A 19,003-nucleotide genomic window follows, 5' to 3' on the forward strand; every position below is an offset into this window, starting at 1 on the left:
TGCTTTCTTTTGAACAATGGCTACGAACGTTGCAGGCTCAAGCCTGCTTCTCAAACGCCACCTCAAACCGGCCATAACGCTGCAAAATCGCCGGTAACAATAATAAATTCAACAGGGTCGAAGACACCAAGCCGCCGATGATGATGGCTGCCATCGGTCCCATGATTTCCCGGCCCGGATTATCGCTGCCTATCGCAATCGGCAGCATCGCCAGTGCGGTGACCAGCGCGGTCATCAGGATGGCCGGCAGGCGTTCCTGGGCACCGCGAATCAATGTCTCCGTCGACCAGATCTGGCCTTCCATCTCAATCAAATGCCGGTAGTGCGAGATCAGCATGATGCAATTGCGCACGGTGATGCCGAACAAGGTGATGAAGCCGACGAAGGAACCCACCGACAGCGTGGCGTCGGTGATCACGACCGCCGCGACGCCGCCCAATAGGGCAAAGGGCAGGTTTAGCAAGGTCAGCAGCATGTGCCGCAGGCTACCCAAGGCGATGAACACAAAAATCAGCACACCGGCGCCGGCCAGCAGAGCGTGGATGATCAGCGTCTCGCGGGCTTTGGCCTGTTCCAGCGCCGCGCCGATGAACTCCGGGTAGCTGCCGTCGCGCCAACTGATCTCGTTTTGCGCGCGCTGTTTCAATTCGATCATGAAGGCGTCCATATCTCGATCTTCCACCTTGCAAGTAACGGTCTGGATGCGCTGTGCGCCTTGATGCAGGATGTTATAGCGGCCTTCGCCGTGGCGGATGTCGGCGACCTCGCCCAGCAGCACTCGCTGACCTTCAGTGTTTTTCAACGGCAGCTGAGCCAGGTAATCCGGTTGGCTGCGCCATTGCGGGGCTAATGCTACCGCTACATTGAAAATCCGGTTGCCTTGCAGATGTTTACCGACGATGCGGCCCTCGTAAGCGGTTTGCAGGGCGGTCATCACTTGCGCCGGGCTGATGCCGCGAAATTTTAGTTGCTCCAAGTTCAACTCGACTTGCAGTAAGGCGGTGGCCGGTGGCGAGCGCAGTTGCACGTCCTCCGCGCCGGGAATCGTTTTTATTAACGAGGCGAGCTGTTGTGCCTTGTGGTCCAGTTCGGCTAGATCGTTGCCGTAGATATTCACCACCACCGGCGCGGTGTAGCCGGAAATGGTTTCATCGACCCGTTCAGTTAAAAAGGTATTGGCTTCAAAATTGATGCCGGGGAATTGCTCCAAAACCTCGCGTAAGCTGTCCAGTACCTGTTGTTGTTCTTGGCCGGATGAGGGTTTTAAGCGTACTTCATATTCGCTGTAATGGCTGCCGTAAGTGTCGGCGCCGCGTTCGGCGCGGCCGGCCCATTGCGATACCGATTCTACACCGTCGATAGCCATGATTTGCTCGGTGAGCAAACTGCCGACCCGGATCGATTCCTGCAATGAGGTGCCCGGCACGCTGGCGGTGTGCACGATGAAATGGCCTTCACGCAGTTCCGGCAGAAATTTGTGATCCAGACGCAGAAACGCGGCGATGCCGACTAGGCAGGCAATTGCGCCTATCACCACCACGGTTTTGAAATGCCTGATAGCCCAGAGTAATTGCTTGGCGTACAGTGGTTTAAGCCGGCGCAACACGGGTGGATCGCTGTCGTCCGGTAGTTTGTTGCGAAACATTAAATGGCATAGAGCCGGTGTCAGGGTTAACGCCACCAGCAAGGACATTAAAATTGCCAGGATATACGACACGCCCAGCGGCGCGAACAAGCGGCCGCTGACGCCGTCCAGCGTCAGCAGCGGCACAAACACCAAGGCCACGATGAAGCTGGCATAAACCACCGAACTGCGCACCTCTAGCGAAGCCTGATAAATCACCGTTTCAGCGCTATCCGGGAAAATTTTTAAGTGGTTTTCGCGCAGGCGCCTAAAGATGTTTTCGGTGTCGATGATGGCGTCGTCCACCACTTCGCCCAACGCAATCGCCAGCCCGCCCAACACCATGATATTCAGATTGACGCCAGATTCCAGCAACACCAGCGCTGCGGTCAGCAGTGACAATGGAATGGCGGTAGCAGCAATGAAGGCGCTACGCAGATTGAACAAGAACACATATAGCACTACCAGTACGAACAGACCGCCGATCAGTAAATGTCCGGACAAATTATGCGCCGAGGTTTCGATGTAATCGGCCGGCCGGAATAAATGCGAATAAAAATCCACGGCCTGTTGCTTGAAGATGGGTTGAAACTCTTCCAACACGGCTTCGACCTGCCGCGACACCGATAAGGTATTGGCGCCGTACTGGCCGATCACCATCATCACAATGCCGGGTTTACCCATGATTTGCGCTGCGCCGATGGGGGGCTCGGCACCATAACCGATCTGCGCGACATCGCCCAAAGTCACGTTCATGCCGTCCTGGCGTTTAACGACCAGTTGTTTGAATTGCTCGGGATTGACCGGCTGGCCGCTGATTTGCAGTGTAAAACGCTGATTAGCGTTTTCGATGAAACCGGCTCCGTTCATTTCCGCCGCACCGGCTGCCGCGTTGACAATGTCGTCTATTGAGAGATTGAAACGCTGTAAAGCTGCCGGTTGTAACTGCACCTGTAGTTGCTGAATGTCGCCGCCGAATACATTCACATCGGCTACGCCAGGTACCGCCAGTAGCCGTGGCACCAAGCTCCAATCCACCAAGCCGCGCAGTTCCATCAAGGCCTTGCTGTCCGAGCTGATGCCTATCGTCAATACTGTTGCGGACGAAGAAGACAAGGGCACGGCAATCGGCATTCCCACGCTAGGCGGCAGTTGCTGACTAAGGCCGTCCAGCCGTTCGCTGACCAACTGCCGGTTGCGGTATACGTCGCTAGTTTCGTTGAAGGTGGCGGTAACGATGGAGAGTCCTTGAATCGATTGCGAGCGCAAGGTTTGCAATCCAATTAGGCCGCCAACGCTTTTTTCGATTTGCTGAGTCACCAGCACTTCCACTTGCTCGGCAGCCAGGCCGGGGGCTTCGGTCTGGATGATGACTTGTTTGGGCGAAAATTCCGGAAAAATATCCAGACCGGCGTTAGCCAGACGGTAACCGCCGTAAACGAACAGCAGTAGTGCCAAGGCCACGACGATGCCGGAATAACGAATGGAAAAGCGGACCAAAAGTGCGAGCATGGGCGACGAAAGGGGTTAAATAGCGGGCTATTGTGCCTTGTCGGTCAGGATTGGTCCATGTTGATACGCTGCTTTCCTGGCTATGCGGATAGAAAGACGGCTAAGCTCTGCGGTGATTTTCGAGCGGAATGGCGCTTAAAAGATCGCCTCCGCACTAGTGGCGGAGGTGAGCGGTGTAGATTTTTTGAAAATCAGGAAATCCGTTTTTTGCGGGACACGGCGATGAAGCCCAATAATGCCGAACCCATTAAGCCAAAGGCTGCCGGCACAGGAACTGGGGTTGTGGTGGTTAATAGTCTGAACTGTCCATCCCACTTTGCCGGGCCGGTGAAGTTCAAGCGAAAACTATGCAGGTTGGCAAATACCGCAGGATTGGTAAAGTCGCTGAAACTGACCAAGTAATTATTGTTGCTGGTAAACGTTTTGATACCGGAGCTTGAGCTGCCGTTGGCCACCATTTCCACGTTGACACCCAGATCGATTGCCAGCACCTCCAGCAGGATGCCGTTGCCATGAGCGGTTAAATCGAGGGGGTCGAAATTCCACAGAATGGAAGCATCACCGGTCGAACGGCCCTCATTCGATATGATCAGCTGGTTGCCGCCGGAAACGATTTCCGTGATGTTGGCTGAGGCGGTTCCCGAGGCTTGAGCGAGAAAGGTCCTTGAGGCATTACTCAGGTCCGTGCCGGTAAGAGTAGACACGGTATCGCTGGTAGAGCTTGCGCTACTGCCGTCGTCGAATACGGTTTGAGCATGGCTGAAATTATCAATCGTCAGTATGCCTGCTTGGCTTTGGCCGGATAGCACTAAGCCCAGGCTTAGAAGTAAAGGCGCGAAGTTTTTGTGAAAATGTTTAGCATTCATATGAGTTATCCGTGAGCAGAATTGAAGTTTGGAAATCAGAAGATTTTGACGGCAGGCGTTAAACCGCTACTAGTTTTTGGCGTTTGCCGCCGACAATGCCCAACGCGCCTATGATCAATAAAGCCGTGACGGAAGGTTCCGGGACCGTTGATAACTGGCTGAAGTCAGCGTCCCAGGCGGCATTGGTGCCCCGTAATTTAAGCTCCAGAGTGTTTAGATTCTTGAAAGCCGCAGGATTCGAAAATTGTGAGAAATCAAATCGAATAGTGCTAGGTGAACCAATTGCAACGCTGGTCAAATTCTGAAAACTTAACAGCGAAGTACCGTTGGCGATCATTTGAATTTGGTAGGTGGCGTCGCTAGATTCGGTCGTCAGCAATATCGCGTTAGCGAAAGTAGTGAAATCGACCGCAGCGAAGTTGTAAAAGATGCTGGCGGTGCCGGTTGAATTGCTGCTGTTACCGACCGTCAACAAGCCATCTTCCACAAAAATTCTGGTGGTACCGCCTGGGGTCGGGCTGGAATTTAATGTGCGTTGCAAATTGTTTAGATCAGATCCGGATACACTAACTGGGCCATTGACTGTGTTTGTAGTGGACTGACGGTTGGTAAAATTATCGATCACTGTTGCCGATTCAGCGGCTTGAGTGAATAAGGTTAAAATCAGAATTAATCCGGATAAGGGCATTTTCGGCATTACAGAATTCATGTCGATTCCTTTTTGTCAGTGGCTGAAAGATAAGTGATTCGCGTGCAATCCATTAGGTTGCATAGTGCGTCACTCTAACTAAGCATTAGTGATGCCAACTTAATTTAAATTAAGCCAATCAATTATTTAAATGTGATTTGGTAGTGCTTTTTCAGATGAGAAGCTGACAGCTGGGGCAGAGGTTACGACAGTTTTGGCAGGATGGCATGGCGCTGTCATGCGCGGCATTTAATAGTAAGCGAAGTTGCAGCTTGTCGTCTTGGTGAGTGCGTGGGAATGTTTCCGATACTTTGCCGATCCTTTCAAAGTACGATAGCATCGTACTAACACCTTCAATCTGGAGTTCAGCCTCATGGATAGTCAACATATCGATTTGCACCGCTCCATTATCTCCCTGAGTTGTGCGCTGGATTTAGTCGGTATCGACGAAGTGAAGCACGGTAAGCGGGTCGCGATGATGGCTTGGCATATTGCCGGTAAACTCGATTGGTCGGCTGTCGATAGATTGAGCATCCTATATGCCGGCATGCTGCACGATTGCGGGGTGGCAAAGGTGCGCGAGCATAGGCATTTGACTGAATCGCTGGAGTGGGACGGTGCCGAGGCGCATTGCTTGCGCGGCGCGGAATACTTGCAAGCCTGCCCGCCGCTGGCCTATCTGGCAGAGGAGATCCGCTATCATCACACGCGCTGGGAGCAATTAGTTGAATTGCCGCTGGCTCCCCGGGTACGGTTGCGTGCCAATTTGCTGTTTCTGGCTGATCGGATTGATGTGTTGCAAGCCCCGTATTTGGCCAGCGAGCAAATTCTGGTGGCCGCGCCCAAAATAGTGGAACGATTACTGAGTTATTCGGGATCGCTGTTTGCGCCCGAGCTGTTGGCTGCGTTTGCGGAACTGGCGAAAAGTCAGGCGTTTTGGCTGGCGATGGACCCGGATTATCTGGATGAGGATTTACGCGAATTGGGGCGTGATTTGCCGACGGTAGACTTGACTTATCCCTCGCTGCGGGAAATGGCGCGGCTGTTTTCGCGAGTGGTAGATGCGAAAAGCCCTTACACTGAGCAGCATTCTGAACGGGTTGCGCAGATCTCCAGACAATTGGCATTGGATTTGGGTGTGACCGGCTGCGATCTGGAGCAGGTGGAAATTGCCGGTTTATTGCACGACATCGGCAAATTGCGAGTTTCCGAGGACATCATAGACAAACCAGGCAGCTTAACTGCCGAAGAACGTGCCTGCATGCAGCGCCATAGTTACGATACTTACCGAATTTTGCAACGGGTGTTTACCGACTCCAAAATTCCGCAATGGGCTGGTTTGCACCATGAAAATCTGCGCGGCGAAGGGTATCCGTTTAAGACCATCGGCAAGTCTTTGGAATTGGAGTGCAGGGTTATCAGTGTGGCTGATATTTTTCAGGCCTTGGCCCAATCCCGCCCATATCGCGACGGTATGTTACTGGCCGACATTATCGAGCATCTAAGGCAACGCGTGGCGGAAGGGGTTTTGGATGGAGGGGTGGTTGCCAAGTTGATCGAGAATGCGGACTTTTATTACGAATTGGCGCAAGGCAATTACTCGCTGGATTAAACCGGCGGCCAAAGTACTGTGTTTGTCCGCGACATGCCGGCCTGGGTCTTGTAAAAATATTCGCTCGAAGCCGAAAACACAAAAGCCGGAGGCATATTCACGCCTCCGGCTTTTAGCGACAGCGAGCTAAATTGCGGATTACGCTTGACGTTGTTTTCTGGTATTAAAACCTATCAAACCGAGTAAGCCGGAACCCATCAACCATGCTGCTGCCGGCACCGGGACCGCGGTAATGGGACCACTTCCGCCATTGTTGTCGAGGCAATATTCAACATAGAGTTCGGCAGCTTTGAAAAAATAATCTTTACTACCATAATCCTTCACGCCCAAAACGGCCGTCAATGAAGCAAAGCCGGTTTTGGAAAGAAAATCGCTAACATCCAAGCTGATATATTGTTTGTAGCCATCGACTGCGGTCCAGCTTGTGGAAACGTTGGAGCCGTTAATCGATGTTATACGGGCGTATTCGTTTTTGTCTTTTAACTGGCCATTTAAGATGATGGAGTCGTCGGCCGATGTTGAGTCGTCACGCAACCATATTTTCAGCAGAGCGCTATTGATAAAGGTAGTGTCCAGCTGATAGTTGAAGTTAAGGGTGTAGCTATCGTTGCTGCTAATGTTGTCGGCTTTCGAAACTAGCGTACCGTTGCTGCCGCCTGATAACGTCAGGCTCAATTTTTCTAAATCGCAAGATGCCTGATTGCCGCAGCTACCGTGTTCTGGCTGGTTGTCGTGTTCATGTTCGTGTTCAAACCAATTCGACGCAAAGGCGGAGGAAGTGAATAGGGCCGAAGATAATAGGATGGAAGCAGTAAACAGCGTTTTCATGGCAAGTACCCAGAAGTAATGAATGGAAATTTATCGGAGGCGATTGGACGCAGAACAGGATGTGTGCGGCAAATCATCTGGTGATCAGTTTATCCGGGTTTGTAACGTTGTTTAATTGTTCGTTCGTGCCATGACAATTTTGTCATGGCGGGCGGTTTGGACGGAATGATTGGATTGGCGGGATCGCTCAAGTACGGTATGGATTACCGACCAGCCAAGGCGACTGTTGAGCAGTAAGAACAACTAACAGAGCTGAAAGCGGTATCACAAAGCGCGAATTTCCCGCTTATTTGCTTGAAGAGGCGGCGGAGAGTATTTTGCGAAAACACCGCCTCAATTTTGCAGGCGGTGTTTGTTTTGAGTCCTCTCAGATGCGGCGTTGCCGGATAAATCCTAATCCCGCCAGCGCCGCGCCAAACAGCCAGGCGGCTGCAGGTAACGGTACGGTCGTGATCTTGATCGAGGCATTTGCCGTTAATAAATTGCCATTGGATAGCGTGTCGGTGTCAGGATCGAATAAGGGATTAAACGGGCTGCGGGTGAATAAATCGTAAGTCAGTACAATTTGGCCGAAGACGGTGCCTTGCGCGGCGTTGTCGGCAATTCTAAAACTACCGATGCCGGTTTGGCTGGCGGCATCGAATGTCTGTCCCCAGACGGTGCTGGCGCCAAATCCCGGCCCTACAACGAAGAAATTGTCGGGTGCGCTGATAAAGTCCGTGAATATACCTGGGGAGGTAGAGGACTGAAATTCCGCACCGGTCACGACCAGATAGTTTTGCGTGTTGGTGAGCAGGAAGCCCCAGCCCACGGTGTCGCCCGCATCGCCTTCGATTAAACCGTTTGTCGGTTCTAGTTGTAATGAGGTTGAGGCTTGGGTGTTGGGAAGAATACACAGCAAACTGGCTAACAGGATAAGGTGTTTCATCATGAGAATATCTCCTTAATAAGGGCTAGCGGAATTGATTGGTCAGGGTTTTCGATCCGGTTACTTCGCCGTTATTGCTGCTAAACGGGATGACAGCTTTAAATCTGGCGCTATTCTGGCAGCCGCTAAAATTGATTGTGGTGGTGCCGCTCACTTTAGCTCCTGCCTGGATGTTGCCGACGCCTAGCGGAAAAGACAAGGGACTTGTAATAACTGGGGCACAAGCGGCTCCGGAGGTTTGTGTAAGGGCTAAACCGTCGATCTGGGTATTCTCGGCGATACATCCGCTCTTGTTTGATAAGGTGATAGTCCAACGGCGTTCAATTTGAGTACCCGATTTAGCGGTGATCGATGTGAACAACTCAGGAAGTTCACCTACTCCACAACCCACTGGGTTTTCTATGAACCGGTCAGAAAAGTCCGTTTTAACATCGTCCCAGACAATTAAATTGTCAATCGCAACACTAGCGCCTGAGATATTGTAAAAGTAGGCGAGAGCAAGGCGTGAGCCATCAGGTATGGCACCCCATGGTGAGGCATCATGGTAGCGCTGTGTTGTAACAAGGTTTCCATCAAGATAAAGATAAAGCTTACGTCCACCAAATTGCGCAATACCTGTTTCATTCCATACCATCGCATAATGGTGCCAGGCTGAACGGTCACCAAGAATGCTATCTAATGTTCCGGATTGGGTTGCAGTGTCCACTAACCCATTACAATAGCCGTCAGTCGCAACCCCCACTGTCCCGTAAAAACCGAAGCCGCCGCAACCGTTATTAGACCCAAAACCTATTCTCCAGTGAAATATTGGGAAATTAGGTTGTGGCACGTAAAAAATCATAGTCACTGCATCAAAAAAGTTACTTGGGAAATTACTGAGTTTTGCCCAGAATTCTATTGTTCCCTTACTTTTTGACACAACGGATGTGGCAGGAAAAGTTAAGGCAAACACGTTTGAGTTCCCAACGTCATTCACAAAAGACTGACCAAAATTAGCAAAAGGGCCTGGCGCGAAATGCCCAGCTGTTTTTTGGCCTCCAGGCCCCACTTCGCTATTCGCAATCTCAGCATCACTGCCCAATTTGTTCCATAACACCACATTCCCGGTTTCAGCTTGGGCTGTAGGGCTGAACAAACCGAGCAAAGCCAGCAGGCATGCGGCAGTAGATAGGGTTTTGCGTTTAATTCCGTTCATAAGAACCTCCTTCATGGAGTAAAGAAATAAGATTTGCCGCAACCCGTTTATGGTGTTGGTTAGCCGGGTAGGGCAGGCGAATAGTTAGAATTATTGTAAGAAATGAGGATGGAGCGAAGCGCCATGGCCGGCAACAAGCCGATAAAAGCCAGGATAGACGCCAAAATTTATGGTACGAAATATAAGGTAATTAGGCAATCGATAACTAGTGAGTTAATTCTGTGGCTTGATGACATTTAGGGTTGATTTCTTTGATTTACCGGCATTCGATAAAGAGCTAGTGGGCATAGCCGGGTATAATCTGCGGCAATTGTTGACAACCCTTCTCCACCATGTCCGAAGACTATTATTTCACCCCCGACCAAGCCGTCGAATCCCTAAAAGTACCGCCGCATTCCATTCAGGCCGAGCAATCGGTGTTGGGTGGCTTGATGCTGGATAACCAAACCTGGGATTCGGTCGCCGACAAGGTGGTCGAGACTGACTTTTATCGCCGCGATCATCGATTAATTTTCCGTGCCATAGCCCAATTGGCGGAGAAGCAAGACCCGTTCGACGTGGTGACCTTGTCCGAGGTGCTGGAAACGACCGGCGAATTGCAGGATGTGGGCGGTTTGGCTTATTTAAGTACGCTGGCGCGAGATACGCCCAGCGCCGCGAATATCGTGGCCTACGCCAATATCGTCCGTGATCGTTCGGTTTTGCGGCAACTCATCCACGTCGGTACCGAAATTTCCGATTCGGCATTTACCACCGAGGGCCGGGAAACCGCCGATTTGTTGGAAAATGCCGAACGCAAGGTATTCGAAATCGCCGAGCAACGGCAGCGCGGGCAGGGTGGGTTTAGTTCGATCAAATCCTTGCTGGCCAAAGCCGTGGATAAAATCGAAACCCTCTACGAACTCGATGGCGACATCACCGGCGCCAGCACCGGCTTCACCGATCTGGACGAAAAAACTTCCGGTTTGCAGCCCGCCGATTTGATCATCGTCGCCGGCCGGCCGTCGATGGGTAAAACCACGATTGCGATGAACATGGCCGAGAACGTGGCGCTGAAAAGCGGCATGCCGGTCGCGGTATTCAGTATGGAGATGCCGGGCGAATCCTTGGCGATGCGGATGATGTCCTCGCTGGGCCGCATTGATCAACACAAGGTACGGACCGGTAAGCTGGACGACGACGATTGGCCGCGTTTGACTTCGGCCATCAACCTGCTTGCGGAAACCAAGATGTTCATCGACGACACGCCGGCCTTGACGCCAACCGAAGTGCGTTCGCGCGCCCGGCGTTTGACTCGGGAGCACGGTCAGTTGGGCTTAATCGTGCTGGACTATTTGCAGTTGATGCAATCGCCTGCCAGTGGCGATAACCGGGTGCAGCAGATTTCCGATATTTCCAGAGGCTTGAAAGCCTTAGCTAAAGAGCTGAATGTGCCGGTTATCGCGTTGTCGCAGTTGAATCGGAATCTGGAGCAACGTCCCAACAAGCGGCCGGTGATGTCGGATTTGCGTGAGTCCGGGGCGATCGAGCAGGACGCCGACTTGATCATCTTCGTCTATCGTGACGAGGTCTATCACGAAGACAGTCCGGACAAAGGCATCGCCGAAGTGATTATCGGCAAGCAGCGGAACGGACCTTTGGGGACGGTGCGATTGACTTTCCTGGGCCAATACACTCGTTTCGAAAACTTTGCCGGCGTCTATAACGGCCCCGAGGATTACGAATGACGCCTGCGGCTTTTGTGCGTCTGGATCTGGAAGCCGTGCGCCACAACTTGGCGCAAGTGAAGCGTTACGCGCCGGACAAAAAAATCATGGCGGTGATCAAGGCCAACGGCTACGGCCACGGCATGACGCGGGTAGCCACCGCTTTGGACTTGGCGGATGGCTTTGCCGTCGCACGGGTGGACGAGGGCGCCAGGCTGCGACAGGCAGGCTTTAAACAAGCCATCACCGTGTTGCAGGGCTTTGTCTGCGTCGATGAGTTGTTGCAGTTGTTGAAGTATCAATTGGCGGCGGTGATTCATACCCCCCAGCAAATCGCTATCTTGCAACAGCAAATCGATGCGGACGGCAAACTTGCCGTCTGGTTGAAAATGGACACTGGCATGAACCGTTTGGGTTTTAAGGGCGCCGATTTCAACGCCGCTTATCAGCAACTGCTGGGCTGCGCGCGGGTCGAGCAACCGATCAATTTGATCACCCATTTTGCCAACGCAGACGACTTGCTGGACGACAAAACCCGCCGGCAAATCGATTTGTTTAATGATGCGGTAAAAGACTATCCCGGTGCGTGCAGCATAGCCAATTCCGCAGGGATTATCGGCTGGCCGAATGTCCGCTTCGGCTCCGCTCAAAACCGGGATAACGACTGGGTTAGACCGGGATTGATGCTCTATGGCTGTTCGCCGTTTGCCGGTAAAACTGGCGCGGATTTTGGTTTGAAGCCGGTGATGAGTTTGCATTCACGGCTGATCGCGGTCAAGGATGTCGCCGCCGGCGAAACGGTCGGCTACAGCGGCACTTGGCAATGCAAAACCGCGACTCGGCTGGGCGTGATTTCCATCGGTTACGGTGACGGCTACCACCGCCACACCAAGAGCGGCGCGCCGGTGTTGGTTAATGGCCAACGGGTGCCGTTAATCGGCCGGGTATCCATGGACATGATCACCGTCGATCTCAACGAACAACCGGATGCGCAGCCCGGCGATCCGGTAACCTTGTGGGGCGACGGCTTGCCGGTCGAGGAAATTGCCCGTTACGCGGAAACCATTCCGTACACCTTGCTGTGCGGCATTACGCAGCGGGTGCAGGTCATCGAGCAGGGGTTGGATTAGGCGTTAAGGACCATAAAGCTTGAATTATCGAGCTGTTTTTGGGCTATTCGGGGTTATCGCTAATCGGATTGATGCGGGCTAATTACTTTTGGAAACGTTCGTTTGGATAAATCCCATTCATTATTAGGTTCTGTTACGCGCCTCCTTGCGTCGTCGGCATCCTATATCCAATTCGAATAGCAAGGCCTATTCGAATTGATACGATCACCCCGCTAATTCTTTGTAGACAATCAAACATGTAACGTCGCATATTCCTTGACCGAAGGAATATGTTGCGGCAAAGTTGACCCCGTTGGGCGCACGGCTTCCCAGCCCAGGCAGGCCAGCCAGATCGCGCGGGGAATCGGTTTTTCGCCGTCTCGGTAATAAATCAGCATGCGGCGGGAAATACCCAAAGCCTCGGCGGCTTGCTCCAGCGTGAGTTCGGTGTCGTGTAGCCAATGCCAAATGCGTTCGTGGCCGATGCCGCCGGACTGCTCGACCGCCAGATTACGCAGGTTATCGGCGGCCAGATCGAGTTCCTCTTCGATCCAATCCACCGTCCGCCCCGCGAAACCTATTTTGGCTTGCGCATATGCCTTACATTCCATCTTCTAATTCAATTTGAATCCCCGCACACAGCTAAGCCGAACCAATTTTCCAGCGCGCGGCGGCAAAAAGCTGGTGCCCCTGGTTCGCTTGTAGTAATGTTTATACATTGCAAATAGAGGGCGTCGCCATGGCTATTACGACCATCTCCAGCCGAGAGCTGAATCAAGATGTTACCCGCGCGAAGAAGGCGGCCAAGAATGGCCCGGTATTCATCACGGATCGGGGCAAGCCCGCTCACGTGTTACTGAGCATCGAGGAATACCAGCGGCTAACAAAGCAGCGCCGCAACATTGCCGATTCGCTGGTCATGCCGGACGCCACGGACATCGAGTTCGAGCCGCGGCCTTTGACGATAGGGGTTCGGCCGGCTGATTTCTGATGATGTATGTTCTCGACACCAACGTAGTTTCCGAGCTGCGGAAAATTCGGATTGGCAAGGCGGACGCGAATGTGGCGGCATGGGCCGACAGCGTCGATGCCGCCGACTTGTTTTTGTCCGCTATCACCCTGATGGAATTGGAGCTTGGCGTTTTGTCGATCAAGCGCAAGGACGCCAGCCAAGGTGCCGTGTTGCGGGCATGGCTGGAACAGCAGGTCTTGCCGGAGTTCTCCGAGCGGACTCTGCCGGTCGATACGGCGGTTGCACTGCGTTGCGCCAGGCTCCATGTACCCGACAAACGCGGCGAGCGAGATGCGCTGATCGCGGCGACGGCGCTTGTGCATGGCATGGCGCTGGTTACCCGCAATGTGGCCGACTTCCAGGCCACGGGCGTGACCATCCTCAATCCGTGGGAGGCAATGCTGTGACAGCCTCACCATGGAACGGTGGGCAATTTGCCCACCCTACGACTGCAATAGAAGATTGATAGCCCCCACATCTCACGCCCATTTGACCTCCCCGTGAGGATTTCGTGACTTTTGCGGTTGCACAATGACCGCGCCATTTGGCATTCATATTATGGAGAATCATGATGCAGAAAAACCATGCTTTTGCGCTGTCGGCCCTATTGTTGGCGGCCGGCGCGGCGCCGTTGAGTTCGGCTGAGGCCGCGCAAGTTACGCTGAGTTTCAGCAATTTGTCCACCGCCAACGGGCCAGCCTTGAGTCCGTTTTTCGTTGCCTTGCACGACGGTACCTTCGATGCCTTCGACATCGGCACCACGGCTTCGGCGGCTATCGAGGCGATTGCAGAAATGGGCAACGGCGCCGGTTTGTCCTCGGCATTCGCGGCCAGCAGCGCGGCGGCGGCCGGCGGTACCAGCACGACGGTGACTGCGGCGGTTAACGCATTCGGCCCCGGCATTTTCCTGCCCGGGGCTAAGGGCAGCGTCACCCTGGACCTGGACCCGGTGAAAAACCGTTATCTGAGTTATTTCGCGATGGTGGTGCCATCCAACGACCGCTTCGTTGGTAACGACTCGCCGACCGAAATCGAATTGTTCGACGCCCAAGGCCATTTCACCGGCGGCACCTTCGTCGAAAACGGCAGCAGCATTTGGGATGCCGGCTCCGAACTGGACGGCACTACCGGCGCTGCATTCCTGGTCGGGTCTAACGCGGCGGATAGCCCGGCACAAAACGGTATCATCCGGGCCAACCATGACTTCGCGGTCTACGCCGGATTAGGAACGCCGGCCGGTTACAACTTTACCGATCTGCCCGGCGCTAATACACCGCTGCTGCAAATCAGCGCGGTGTCGCAGGTGCCGGTACCGGCGGCGGCCTGGTTGTTCGGCAGCGTGTTGCCTTTGTTCGGTTGGTTGCGGCGGCGCGCGCCGGTATCGGCTTTGCCGGCTTGAGGCGGGCGCTTCAACTGAGTGGAGTGCAAATCTAGATTTGTACTCCAGCTTCGCACCGCATCAAAACCCGTCGCCGTAACCCTGATTTTGCAAGCTGGCTGGCGGCTTGCCGGTGGGGAAGCGGGCTTTTAATTCCACCGTCACCGCCAGTTCACCGGCCGGTACGCTGACGGTTTGTTCGGGTGCTTGTTCGGCCGCATCCGGATGCCAAAAGCTCAAGCGGTAGCGGCCGTCCGGCAAATCCAGCGTCCAGCGGCCCTCCGCGTCGGAAACCGCCAGGTAATCCGCGTCGCTGACGTAGACATAACCCAGCATCCAGTCGTGGATGTTGCAACCCAGCGCCACGATGCCCGGTTGATCGAAGTGTACCGGCTCGCGCGGCACGCCGCTGTAGAGTTTGATCTCGAAACGCTTGGCCGGGGAAAACGAATAGACGTGATGCTTGATCGCGTCGCTGTTCGGAAAATACACCGGCGTGCCGCTGCGCACCGCCAATACGTGCGGGACGAATTCTCGGCTTTTCTGGTCCAAGGCCATCGCCGCAGGCGCCGGCGGCGCTTTGACCCGGCCGGCGGCATCCAAGGCTTGGGCGGCGACCACCAGATCGGCCAACGGCCGGCCGCCGGCTACGGCTTTACCCGCCAATTCCCCTGCCGGCGCGACCACGGCCCAGGCCGTTAAAAAAACAGCCGGTAAGCGACTTGCCACAGTGTGTCCTCCTGATAAGCGGCTTCGCCGCGTTCCTGCCGCGCCGGGCGGGCGCTGAAAATGCGGCTGAATTCGACATTCAATTGATGGTGCTGAGCAAAGGTCAAGTTGTAATTGACGGTCCAAGCCTGACCGTGTTCGCCATTACTGTCTTGCGGCAGGTAATCGCGTTCGTCGCTGCCGAAGCGTTCGTAGCGCACGCTGAAACGGCCGTCGCCCAGCGGCCGGCTCACCAACCAGCTTGCCGACCAAAAGCCGACATCGACCGCCCGCAAGTCGCCGAGCAATTCGCCCATGCTGGTGCGGCCAGTCAGCGCTTGCGAAATCACCGTGGCTTCCCACGGCAATTCGGCCTTGGCGCCCAGGCTCCAAAAGCGGGTGTGCCAGCCGTATTGGCCGGCGGACAGCGCGGCCGGATCGGCATTGTTGTCGTAATACAGAGCCCGCAAGCTGTAGCGCTGCGGCCGCTCGGCGGCGATGCCGGCGTAAAAGCCAGGCCGGCCGTCCACTTCGACGAAGGTCTGGCTGGCGTTGGCCTGCTTGGGAAACAAGGCCGGTATGCCAATGCCGTCCGGCAGGCGCAGGCGGCCGGTCAATGTGGATTCGAAGTCGTGCAAACTCCAGCCGCGCCAGGCCAACGTCAGGCCGGCGGTGTCGTTGTTGGCCAGACCGGCGCCGAACACGCCGAATTTATCGCCGGCTTGAGTTTTGTAATCCACACGCAACTCGCCGCCGAAGGCGCGCAATTCCTCGCCGACCCAGGCGTTGATGGTCGACGGACTCAGCGTGTACGGGCTGCTCCAGGCGGTGCCGGTGTTTTCCAGGGAAATTGGCGGAAAGAACATGCCCAAGCGTCCGGCCAAACGCCAACCAGCGGCGCCGACCGGCCGGTAAGCCAGATAGGCTTCGGTCAAGTCCAGCGGTGTCGATTGACGGTCGGCGTATTTGACGGTGGCGTTGGCCATCCAATCCCAGTCCAGCCGCACCTGCAAGGTGGCGGCGGCTTCGTTAACCCGCCAGCGGTCGCGTTCGCCGCCGGCGCGCAGTTTGCCCAGACCGTACTCCAGTTCGCTAGGCGCGGCGTCGCTGTGTTGATAGCGCAGGTCCAGCAGACCGTGCCAAGTGACTTCCGGAAATTGGCCGTCGTCAGCTTGGCAGATCTGCATCATCAAACCAAAAAGCGTCAACAGCACAAGCGACTGCATTAGGCGGGGTAGCTTCCAGCTTTGCTGCTGCGGCGTGAATGAGCTTGGCAGGACCGGGTACCGAGAGTGCGATAAACGCATGCTTACGATTGGCCTGTCGCGGTGCGCGCGGAATCAGCCAGCGGCAAATCGAAGCGAAATTCGCTGCCGACGCCCAGGGCGCTCTCCACTTGCAAGCGGCCGCCGTGCAACTGCGCAATCTTGCCGACCACGATCAAGCCGAAACCGCCGCCGTCGGCGCGGGCGCGCCGGGCCAGCGGCGAGTCCCAATCGCACAAGGTCGGCAGATATTCCGGGGCGATGCCGATGCCGGTATCGCGGACCGCCACCGTTATCCGGCCGCGCGCCGGCCAGGCGTCCAGCCGCACGCGGCCGCCTGGCGGCGTGTGGCGTAAGGCGTTGTCGATCAGGTTGGTGAGCAGGCGCTCGATCAGACCGATGTCGGCGCTGACGAGAGGCAATTCCGGGCGCAGTTCGGCTTGCAAGCTGACGCCGCGCTGCTCGGCTTGCAGCCGGTATTTTTGGGCGACGTCCTGCAGCAATTCGGCCAGATTGAACGGCTCGGGACTAAGGCTGGCACCGTCGCATTCCAGCTTGGCCAGTTCGAACAATTCCTGCGCCAGTCGGCTGACTTTTTCGGTCTGGCGCAGCGCGGTGTCCAGAAAATGCTGCTGTTCGGTGGCCGGCAAGGTCTCGGCCTTGCGCTGCATGGTTTCCAGAAAGGCGCGTAACGCAGCCAACGGTGTGCGTAAATCGTGCGACATCGAAGCCACCAACTCGCGGCGCTCCTGGTCTTTCTGGCGCAGTTCGCCCAGTTGGCCGGCCAGTTGCGCGGCGCGGACGAAGGTATCGGCCAGCCGACCCAGCTCATCGCTGCGGCCGGCCAGCGGCGAGGCGGTGAAATCGCCGTTGACCGCCCGCTCGCCGGCACCGGCTAAGGCCCGCAGCGGCCGCGACAGATTGCGGGCAATCACGACGCTGCCGGTCAACGTCGCCAACAAACCGAGCAGCAATACTCCGGCCGCCAGCAACAGCATGTGGCGGTAGCCGGCGAAGGCGTCGGTGAACTTGATTTGCAGCAATGCGGCGACGCCTTGATCGTCGCCGGCCGCCGGCAATGCCAGGATGCGGCCGAGGTAGCGGCCTTGGGGGGTATCGACCGTGGCCGCCAGCGCTCGGTTGGCCGAGCTGTGTAACAAGGCCAGGGCAGCGTCCGGTGCTGACGCGGCCAACAGGTGGCCGCCGTCGGCACTGAGTTCGGCCAAACCGATGTGCAGCGGCAAAAGCGAGTTTTGCCGAAACCGGGCGATACGCTGGTCGTCGACACTTTGCGCCACCGCCACCCAACCCACCGGCAGCGGTGCCAACACCGGCACCAGCGCCCATTCCTGCAAGTGGCCGTCCAACACGCCGAACCAAACTAGCGAGCGGCTGGCGTCGGTATTTGCCAAGGCTTGTGCATACGGAAACGGCCGGCCCTGCCATAGTCCGGCGCTATCGGCGAGCACTTGAAATTGCGGGTCGATAAATAAGCCGCGTTGGCCGTGGATGCGCAGCAGCAGATTTTCCAGGGCCGAAGCGATGGTGGCAGGATCGCCGCCGGTTACCGTGCTGCGAAAGCCGAAATCGGCGACCAGCAAGCCAGCCTCGCCGGCCACCCGCTCGGCGCGTTCGACCAGCAGTTGCCGAAAGGCTTGCTCGGCGTAGCGCAAGTCCTGGTCGAGTTGGCGCAGCAGATTGTCGCGCACCGCCACATAGATGCACACCACCGTCAGCGCCTGAACGGCGACGAACAGCGCGGCGAACAGCAGGGCGATGCGGCTTTGGAAGCTCAGCGTCATGCGTCGGCGGCGTCCGCTTCGGCGAACTTGTAACCAACGCCCCACACCGTCAATATCCGCGCCGGGTTGGCCGGATCGGCTTCGATTTTGGCGCGCAAGCGGTTGATGTGGGAATTGACGGTATGTTCGTAGCCGTCATGGTTGTAGCCCCAGACTTGGTTAAGCAGCTCCAGCCGGGTAAACATGCGGCCCGGATGGCGGGCGAAGAAATGCAGCAAGTCGAATTCACGTGCGGTCAAGGCCACCGGCTGGCCGTCCAGCGCTACCGAACGACTTTGGGCGTCGATGCGTAAACCGTGGGCGACCAGAACGGCATCGGCTTGAACAGCAACGGGTTCGCTTAACGCCGCCACCCGCCGCAACAGCGCGCGTACTCTAGCGACTACCTCGGCCAGGGCGAACGGCTTGATGATGTAATCGTCGGCGCCCATTTCCAAACCCACCACCCGTTGCACGTCGCTGGATTTGGAACTGACGATGATGATGGGCGTATAAACCGGCCCGGCCCGCACCCGCCGGCAAATTTCCAGGCCGTCCACGCCGGGCAGCATCACGTCCAGCAACAGCAAGTCGTAACGATTGCCGGCGATTGCCGCCAGTGCGGCATGACCGTCGGCGACGCTGTCCACCCGATAACCTTCCTCGAGCAGATTGTCCGCCAATAGCTTGGCGATGTCGGGGTCGTCTTCGACCAGGAGCAGGTGTTTAGTGGACGACATTGGCGGCGGGTTTTTTAAAAAAACCGATTATCGGTCAAGCCGCTGCGTAAA

Annotated in this window: 17 protein-coding genes; 6 read left to right on the plus strand and 11 right to left on the minus strand. The window is 55.8% G+C overall.

The window, feature by feature from the left end:
• Nucleotides 1-37: 37 nt before the first annotated feature.
• The 3 genes from EBB_RS07000 to EBB_RS07010 form a co-directional block, all read right to left on the minus strand.
• Complete coding sequence (locus EBB_RS07000) at nucleotides 38-3,136, minus strand: efflux RND transporter permease subunit (RefSeq protein ID WP_192393053.1); 3,099 nt, start codon at nucleotides 3,134-3,136, stop codon at nucleotides 38-40.
• Nucleotides 3,137-3,327: 191 nt separating this feature from the next.
• On the minus strand, nucleotides 3,328-4,002 hold the full coding sequence (locus EBB_RS07005) for a VPLPA-CTERM sorting domain-containing protein (protein ID WP_192393054.1): 675 nt from the start codon (nucleotides 4,000-4,002) through the stop codon (nucleotides 3,328-3,330).
• Between the two features lie 58 nt (nucleotides 4,003-4,060).
• Complete coding sequence (locus EBB_RS07010; RefSeq protein ID WP_192393055.1) at nucleotides 4,061-4,711, minus strand: PEP-CTERM sorting domain-containing protein; 651 nt, start codon at nucleotides 4,709-4,711, stop codon at nucleotides 4,061-4,063.
• A gap of 352 nt (nucleotides 4,712-5,063) precedes the next feature.
• Between EBB_RS07010 and EBB_RS07015 the strand changes: the two genes are divergently transcribed.
• The gene (locus tag EBB_RS07015; RefSeq protein WP_192393056.1) at nucleotides 5,064-6,302 is read left to right on the plus strand and encodes an HD-GYP domain-containing protein; all 1,239 of its coding nucleotides are present in this window, start codon (nucleotides 5,064-5,066) and stop codon (nucleotides 6,300-6,302) included.
• A gap of 138 nt (nucleotides 6,303-6,440) precedes the next feature.
• Here the strand turns inward: EBB_RS07015 and EBB_RS07020 are convergent, their stop codons facing one another.
• The 3 genes from EBB_RS07020 to EBB_RS07030 all read right to left on the minus strand — a co-directional run bounded on the left by EBB_RS07020 (nucleotide 6,441) and on the right by EBB_RS07030 (nucleotide 9,253).
• A complete protein-coding gene (locus EBB_RS07020; RefSeq protein WP_192393057.1) occupies nucleotides 6,441-7,130 on the minus strand; it encodes a VPLPA-CTERM sorting domain-containing protein in 690 nt (229 codons plus the stop codon).
• A gap of 367 nt (nucleotides 7,131-7,497) precedes the next feature.
• Entirely contained in the window at nucleotides 7,498-8,061 is a 564-nt protein-coding gene (locus EBB_RS07025; protein WP_192393058.1) for a VPLPA-CTERM sorting domain-containing protein, read from the minus strand.
• A gap of 22 nt (nucleotides 8,062-8,083) precedes the next feature.
• The gene (locus EBB_RS07030) at nucleotides 8,084-9,253 is read right to left on the minus strand and encodes a LamG-like jellyroll fold domain-containing protein (protein ID WP_192393059.1); all 1,170 of its coding nucleotides are present in this window, start codon (nucleotides 9,251-9,253) and stop codon (nucleotides 8,084-8,086) included.
• A gap of 332 nt (nucleotides 9,254-9,585) precedes the next feature.
• On the opposite strand from EBB_RS07030, the gene dnaB reads away from it, so the two are divergent.
• The gene (dnaB, locus tag EBB_RS07035) at nucleotides 9,586-10,980 is read left to right on the plus strand and encodes a replicative DNA helicase (protein ID WP_033159133.1); all 1,395 of its coding nucleotides are present in this window, start codon (nucleotides 9,586-9,588) and stop codon (nucleotides 10,978-10,980) included.
• Complete coding sequence (gene alr / locus EBB_RS07040) at nucleotides 10,977-12,089, plus strand: alanine racemase (RefSeq protein ID WP_192393060.1); 1,113 nt, start codon at nucleotides 10,977-10,979, stop codon at nucleotides 12,087-12,089. Before dnaB ends, alr begins: the two co-directional genes overlap by 4 nt.
• 230 nt (nucleotides 12,090-12,319) lie before the next feature.
• Here the strand turns inward: alr and EBB_RS07045 are convergent, their stop codons facing one another.
• A complete protein-coding gene (locus EBB_RS07045; RefSeq protein ID WP_192393061.1) occupies nucleotides 12,320-12,679 on the minus strand; it encodes a hypothetical protein in 360 nt (119 codons plus the stop codon).
• A gap of 128 nt (nucleotides 12,680-12,807) precedes the next feature.
• Between EBB_RS07045 and EBB_RS07050 the strand changes: the two genes are divergently transcribed.
• The 3 genes from EBB_RS07050 to EBB_RS07060 all read left to right on the plus strand — a co-directional run bounded on the left by EBB_RS07050 (nucleotide 12,808) and on the right by EBB_RS07060 (nucleotide 14,479).
• On the plus strand, nucleotides 12,808-13,059 hold the full coding sequence (locus EBB_RS07050; RefSeq protein ID WP_192393062.1) for a type II toxin-antitoxin system Phd/YefM family antitoxin: 252 nt from the start codon (nucleotides 12,808-12,810) through the stop codon (nucleotides 13,057-13,059).
• Complete coding sequence (locus tag EBB_RS07055; RefSeq protein ID WP_192393063.1) at nucleotides 13,059-13,487, plus strand: type II toxin-antitoxin system VapC family toxin; 429 nt, start codon at nucleotides 13,059-13,061, stop codon at nucleotides 13,485-13,487. Before EBB_RS07050 ends, EBB_RS07055 begins: the two co-directional genes overlap by 1 nt.
• Before the next feature lie 164 nt (nucleotides 13,488-13,651).
• Nucleotides 13,652-14,479, plus strand: coding sequence for a spondin domain-containing protein (locus EBB_RS07060; RefSeq protein WP_192393064.1), 828 nt, complete (start codon nucleotides 13,652-13,654; stop codon nucleotides 14,477-14,479).
• A 60-nt stretch (nucleotides 14,480-14,539) separates the two neighbouring features.
• Here the strand turns inward: EBB_RS07060 and EBB_RS07065 are convergent, their stop codons facing one another.
• The 4 genes from EBB_RS07065 to EBB_RS07080 all read right to left on the minus strand — a co-directional run bounded on the left by EBB_RS07065 (nucleotide 14,540) and on the right by EBB_RS07080 (nucleotide 18,952).
• Nucleotides 14,540-15,187 (minus strand): methylamine utilization protein, encoded by a 648-nt coding sequence (locus EBB_RS07065; protein ID WP_192393065.1) that lies wholly within the window; start codon nucleotides 15,185-15,187, stop codon nucleotides 14,540-14,542.
• Nucleotides 15,157-16,392, minus strand: coding sequence for a hypothetical protein (locus EBB_RS07070; protein WP_225587261.1), 1,236 nt, complete (start codon nucleotides 16,390-16,392; stop codon nucleotides 15,157-15,159). Before EBB_RS07070 ends, EBB_RS07065 begins: the two co-directional genes overlap by 31 nt.
• An 83-nt stretch (nucleotides 16,393-16,475) precedes the next feature.
• Nucleotides 16,476-18,233: a HAMP domain-containing sensor histidine kinase gene (locus EBB_RS07075; RefSeq protein WP_192393067.1), complete on the minus strand. Its 1,758-nt coding sequence runs from the start codon at nucleotides 18,231-18,233 to the stop codon at nucleotides 16,476-16,478.
• A complete protein-coding gene (locus EBB_RS07080; RefSeq protein ID WP_192393068.1) occupies nucleotides 18,230-18,952 on the minus strand; it encodes a response regulator transcription factor in 723 nt (240 codons plus the stop codon). Before EBB_RS07080 ends, EBB_RS07075 begins: the two co-directional genes overlap by 4 nt.
• Nucleotides 18,953-19,003 lie beyond the last annotated feature (51 nt).

It is taken from the genome of Methylomonas fluvii, from assembly GCF_014850975.1.
Classification (GTDB): domain Bacteria; phylum Pseudomonadota; class Gammaproteobacteria; order Methylococcales; family Methylomonadaceae; genus Methylomonas; species Methylomonas fluvii.

Excerpts from the sequence above, each read along its gene's own strand:
- EBB_RS07000 (WP_192393053.1), bottom strand. The coding sequence starts at position 3,136 with ATGCTCGCACTTTTGGTCCGCTTTTCCATTCGTTATTCCGGCATCGTC.
- EBB_RS07005 (WP_192393054.1), bottom strand. The coding sequence starts at position 4,002 with ATGAATGCTAAACATTTTCACAAAAACTTCGCGCCTTTACTTCTAAGC.
- EBB_RS07010 (WP_192393055.1), bottom strand. The coding sequence starts at position 4,711 with ATGAATTCTGTAATGCCGAAAATGCCCTTATCCGGATTAATTCTGATT.
- EBB_RS07015 (WP_192393056.1), top strand. The coding sequence starts at position 5,064 with ATGGATAGTCAACATATCGATTTGCACCGCTCCATTATCTCCCTGAGT.
- EBB_RS07020 (WP_192393057.1), bottom strand. The coding sequence starts at position 7,130 with ATGAAAACGCTGTTTACTGCTTCCATCCTATTATCTTCGGCCCTATTC.
- EBB_RS07025 (WP_192393058.1), bottom strand. The coding sequence starts at position 8,061 with ATGATGAAACACCTTATCCTGTTAGCCAGTTTGCTGTGTATTCTTCCC.
- EBB_RS07030 (WP_192393059.1), bottom strand. The coding sequence starts at position 9,253 with ATGAACGGAATTAAACGCAAAACCCTATCTACTGCCGCATGCCTGCTG.
- dnaB (WP_033159133.1), top strand. The coding sequence starts at position 9,586 with ATGTCCGAAGACTATTATTTCACCCCCGACCAAGCCGTCGAATCCCTA.
- alr (WP_192393060.1), top strand. The coding sequence starts at position 10,977 with ATGACGCCTGCGGCTTTTGTGCGTCTGGATCTGGAAGCCGTGCGCCAC.
- EBB_RS07045 (WP_192393061.1), bottom strand. The coding sequence starts at position 12,679 with ATGGAATGTAAGGCATATGCGCAAGCCAAAATAGGTTTCGCGGGGCGG.
- EBB_RS07050 (WP_192393062.1), top strand. The coding sequence starts at position 12,808 with ATGGCTATTACGACCATCTCCAGCCGAGAGCTGAATCAAGATGTTACC.
- EBB_RS07055 (WP_192393063.1), top strand. The coding sequence starts at position 13,059 with ATGATGTATGTTCTCGACACCAACGTAGTTTCCGAGCTGCGGAAAATT.
- EBB_RS07060 (WP_192393064.1), top strand. The coding sequence starts at position 13,652 with ATGCAGAAAAACCATGCTTTTGCGCTGTCGGCCCTATTGTTGGCGGCC.
- EBB_RS07070 (WP_225587261.1), bottom strand. The coding sequence starts at position 16,392 with ATGCAGTCGCTTGTGCTGTTGACGCTTTTTGGTTTGATGATGCAGATC.
- EBB_RS07075 (WP_192393067.1), bottom strand. The coding sequence starts at position 18,233 with ATGACGCTGAGCTTCCAAAGCCGCATCGCCCTGCTGTTCGCCGCGCTG.
- EBB_RS07080 (WP_192393068.1), bottom strand. The coding sequence starts at position 18,952 with ATGTCGTCCACTAAACACCTGCTCCTGGTCGAAGACGACCCCGACATC.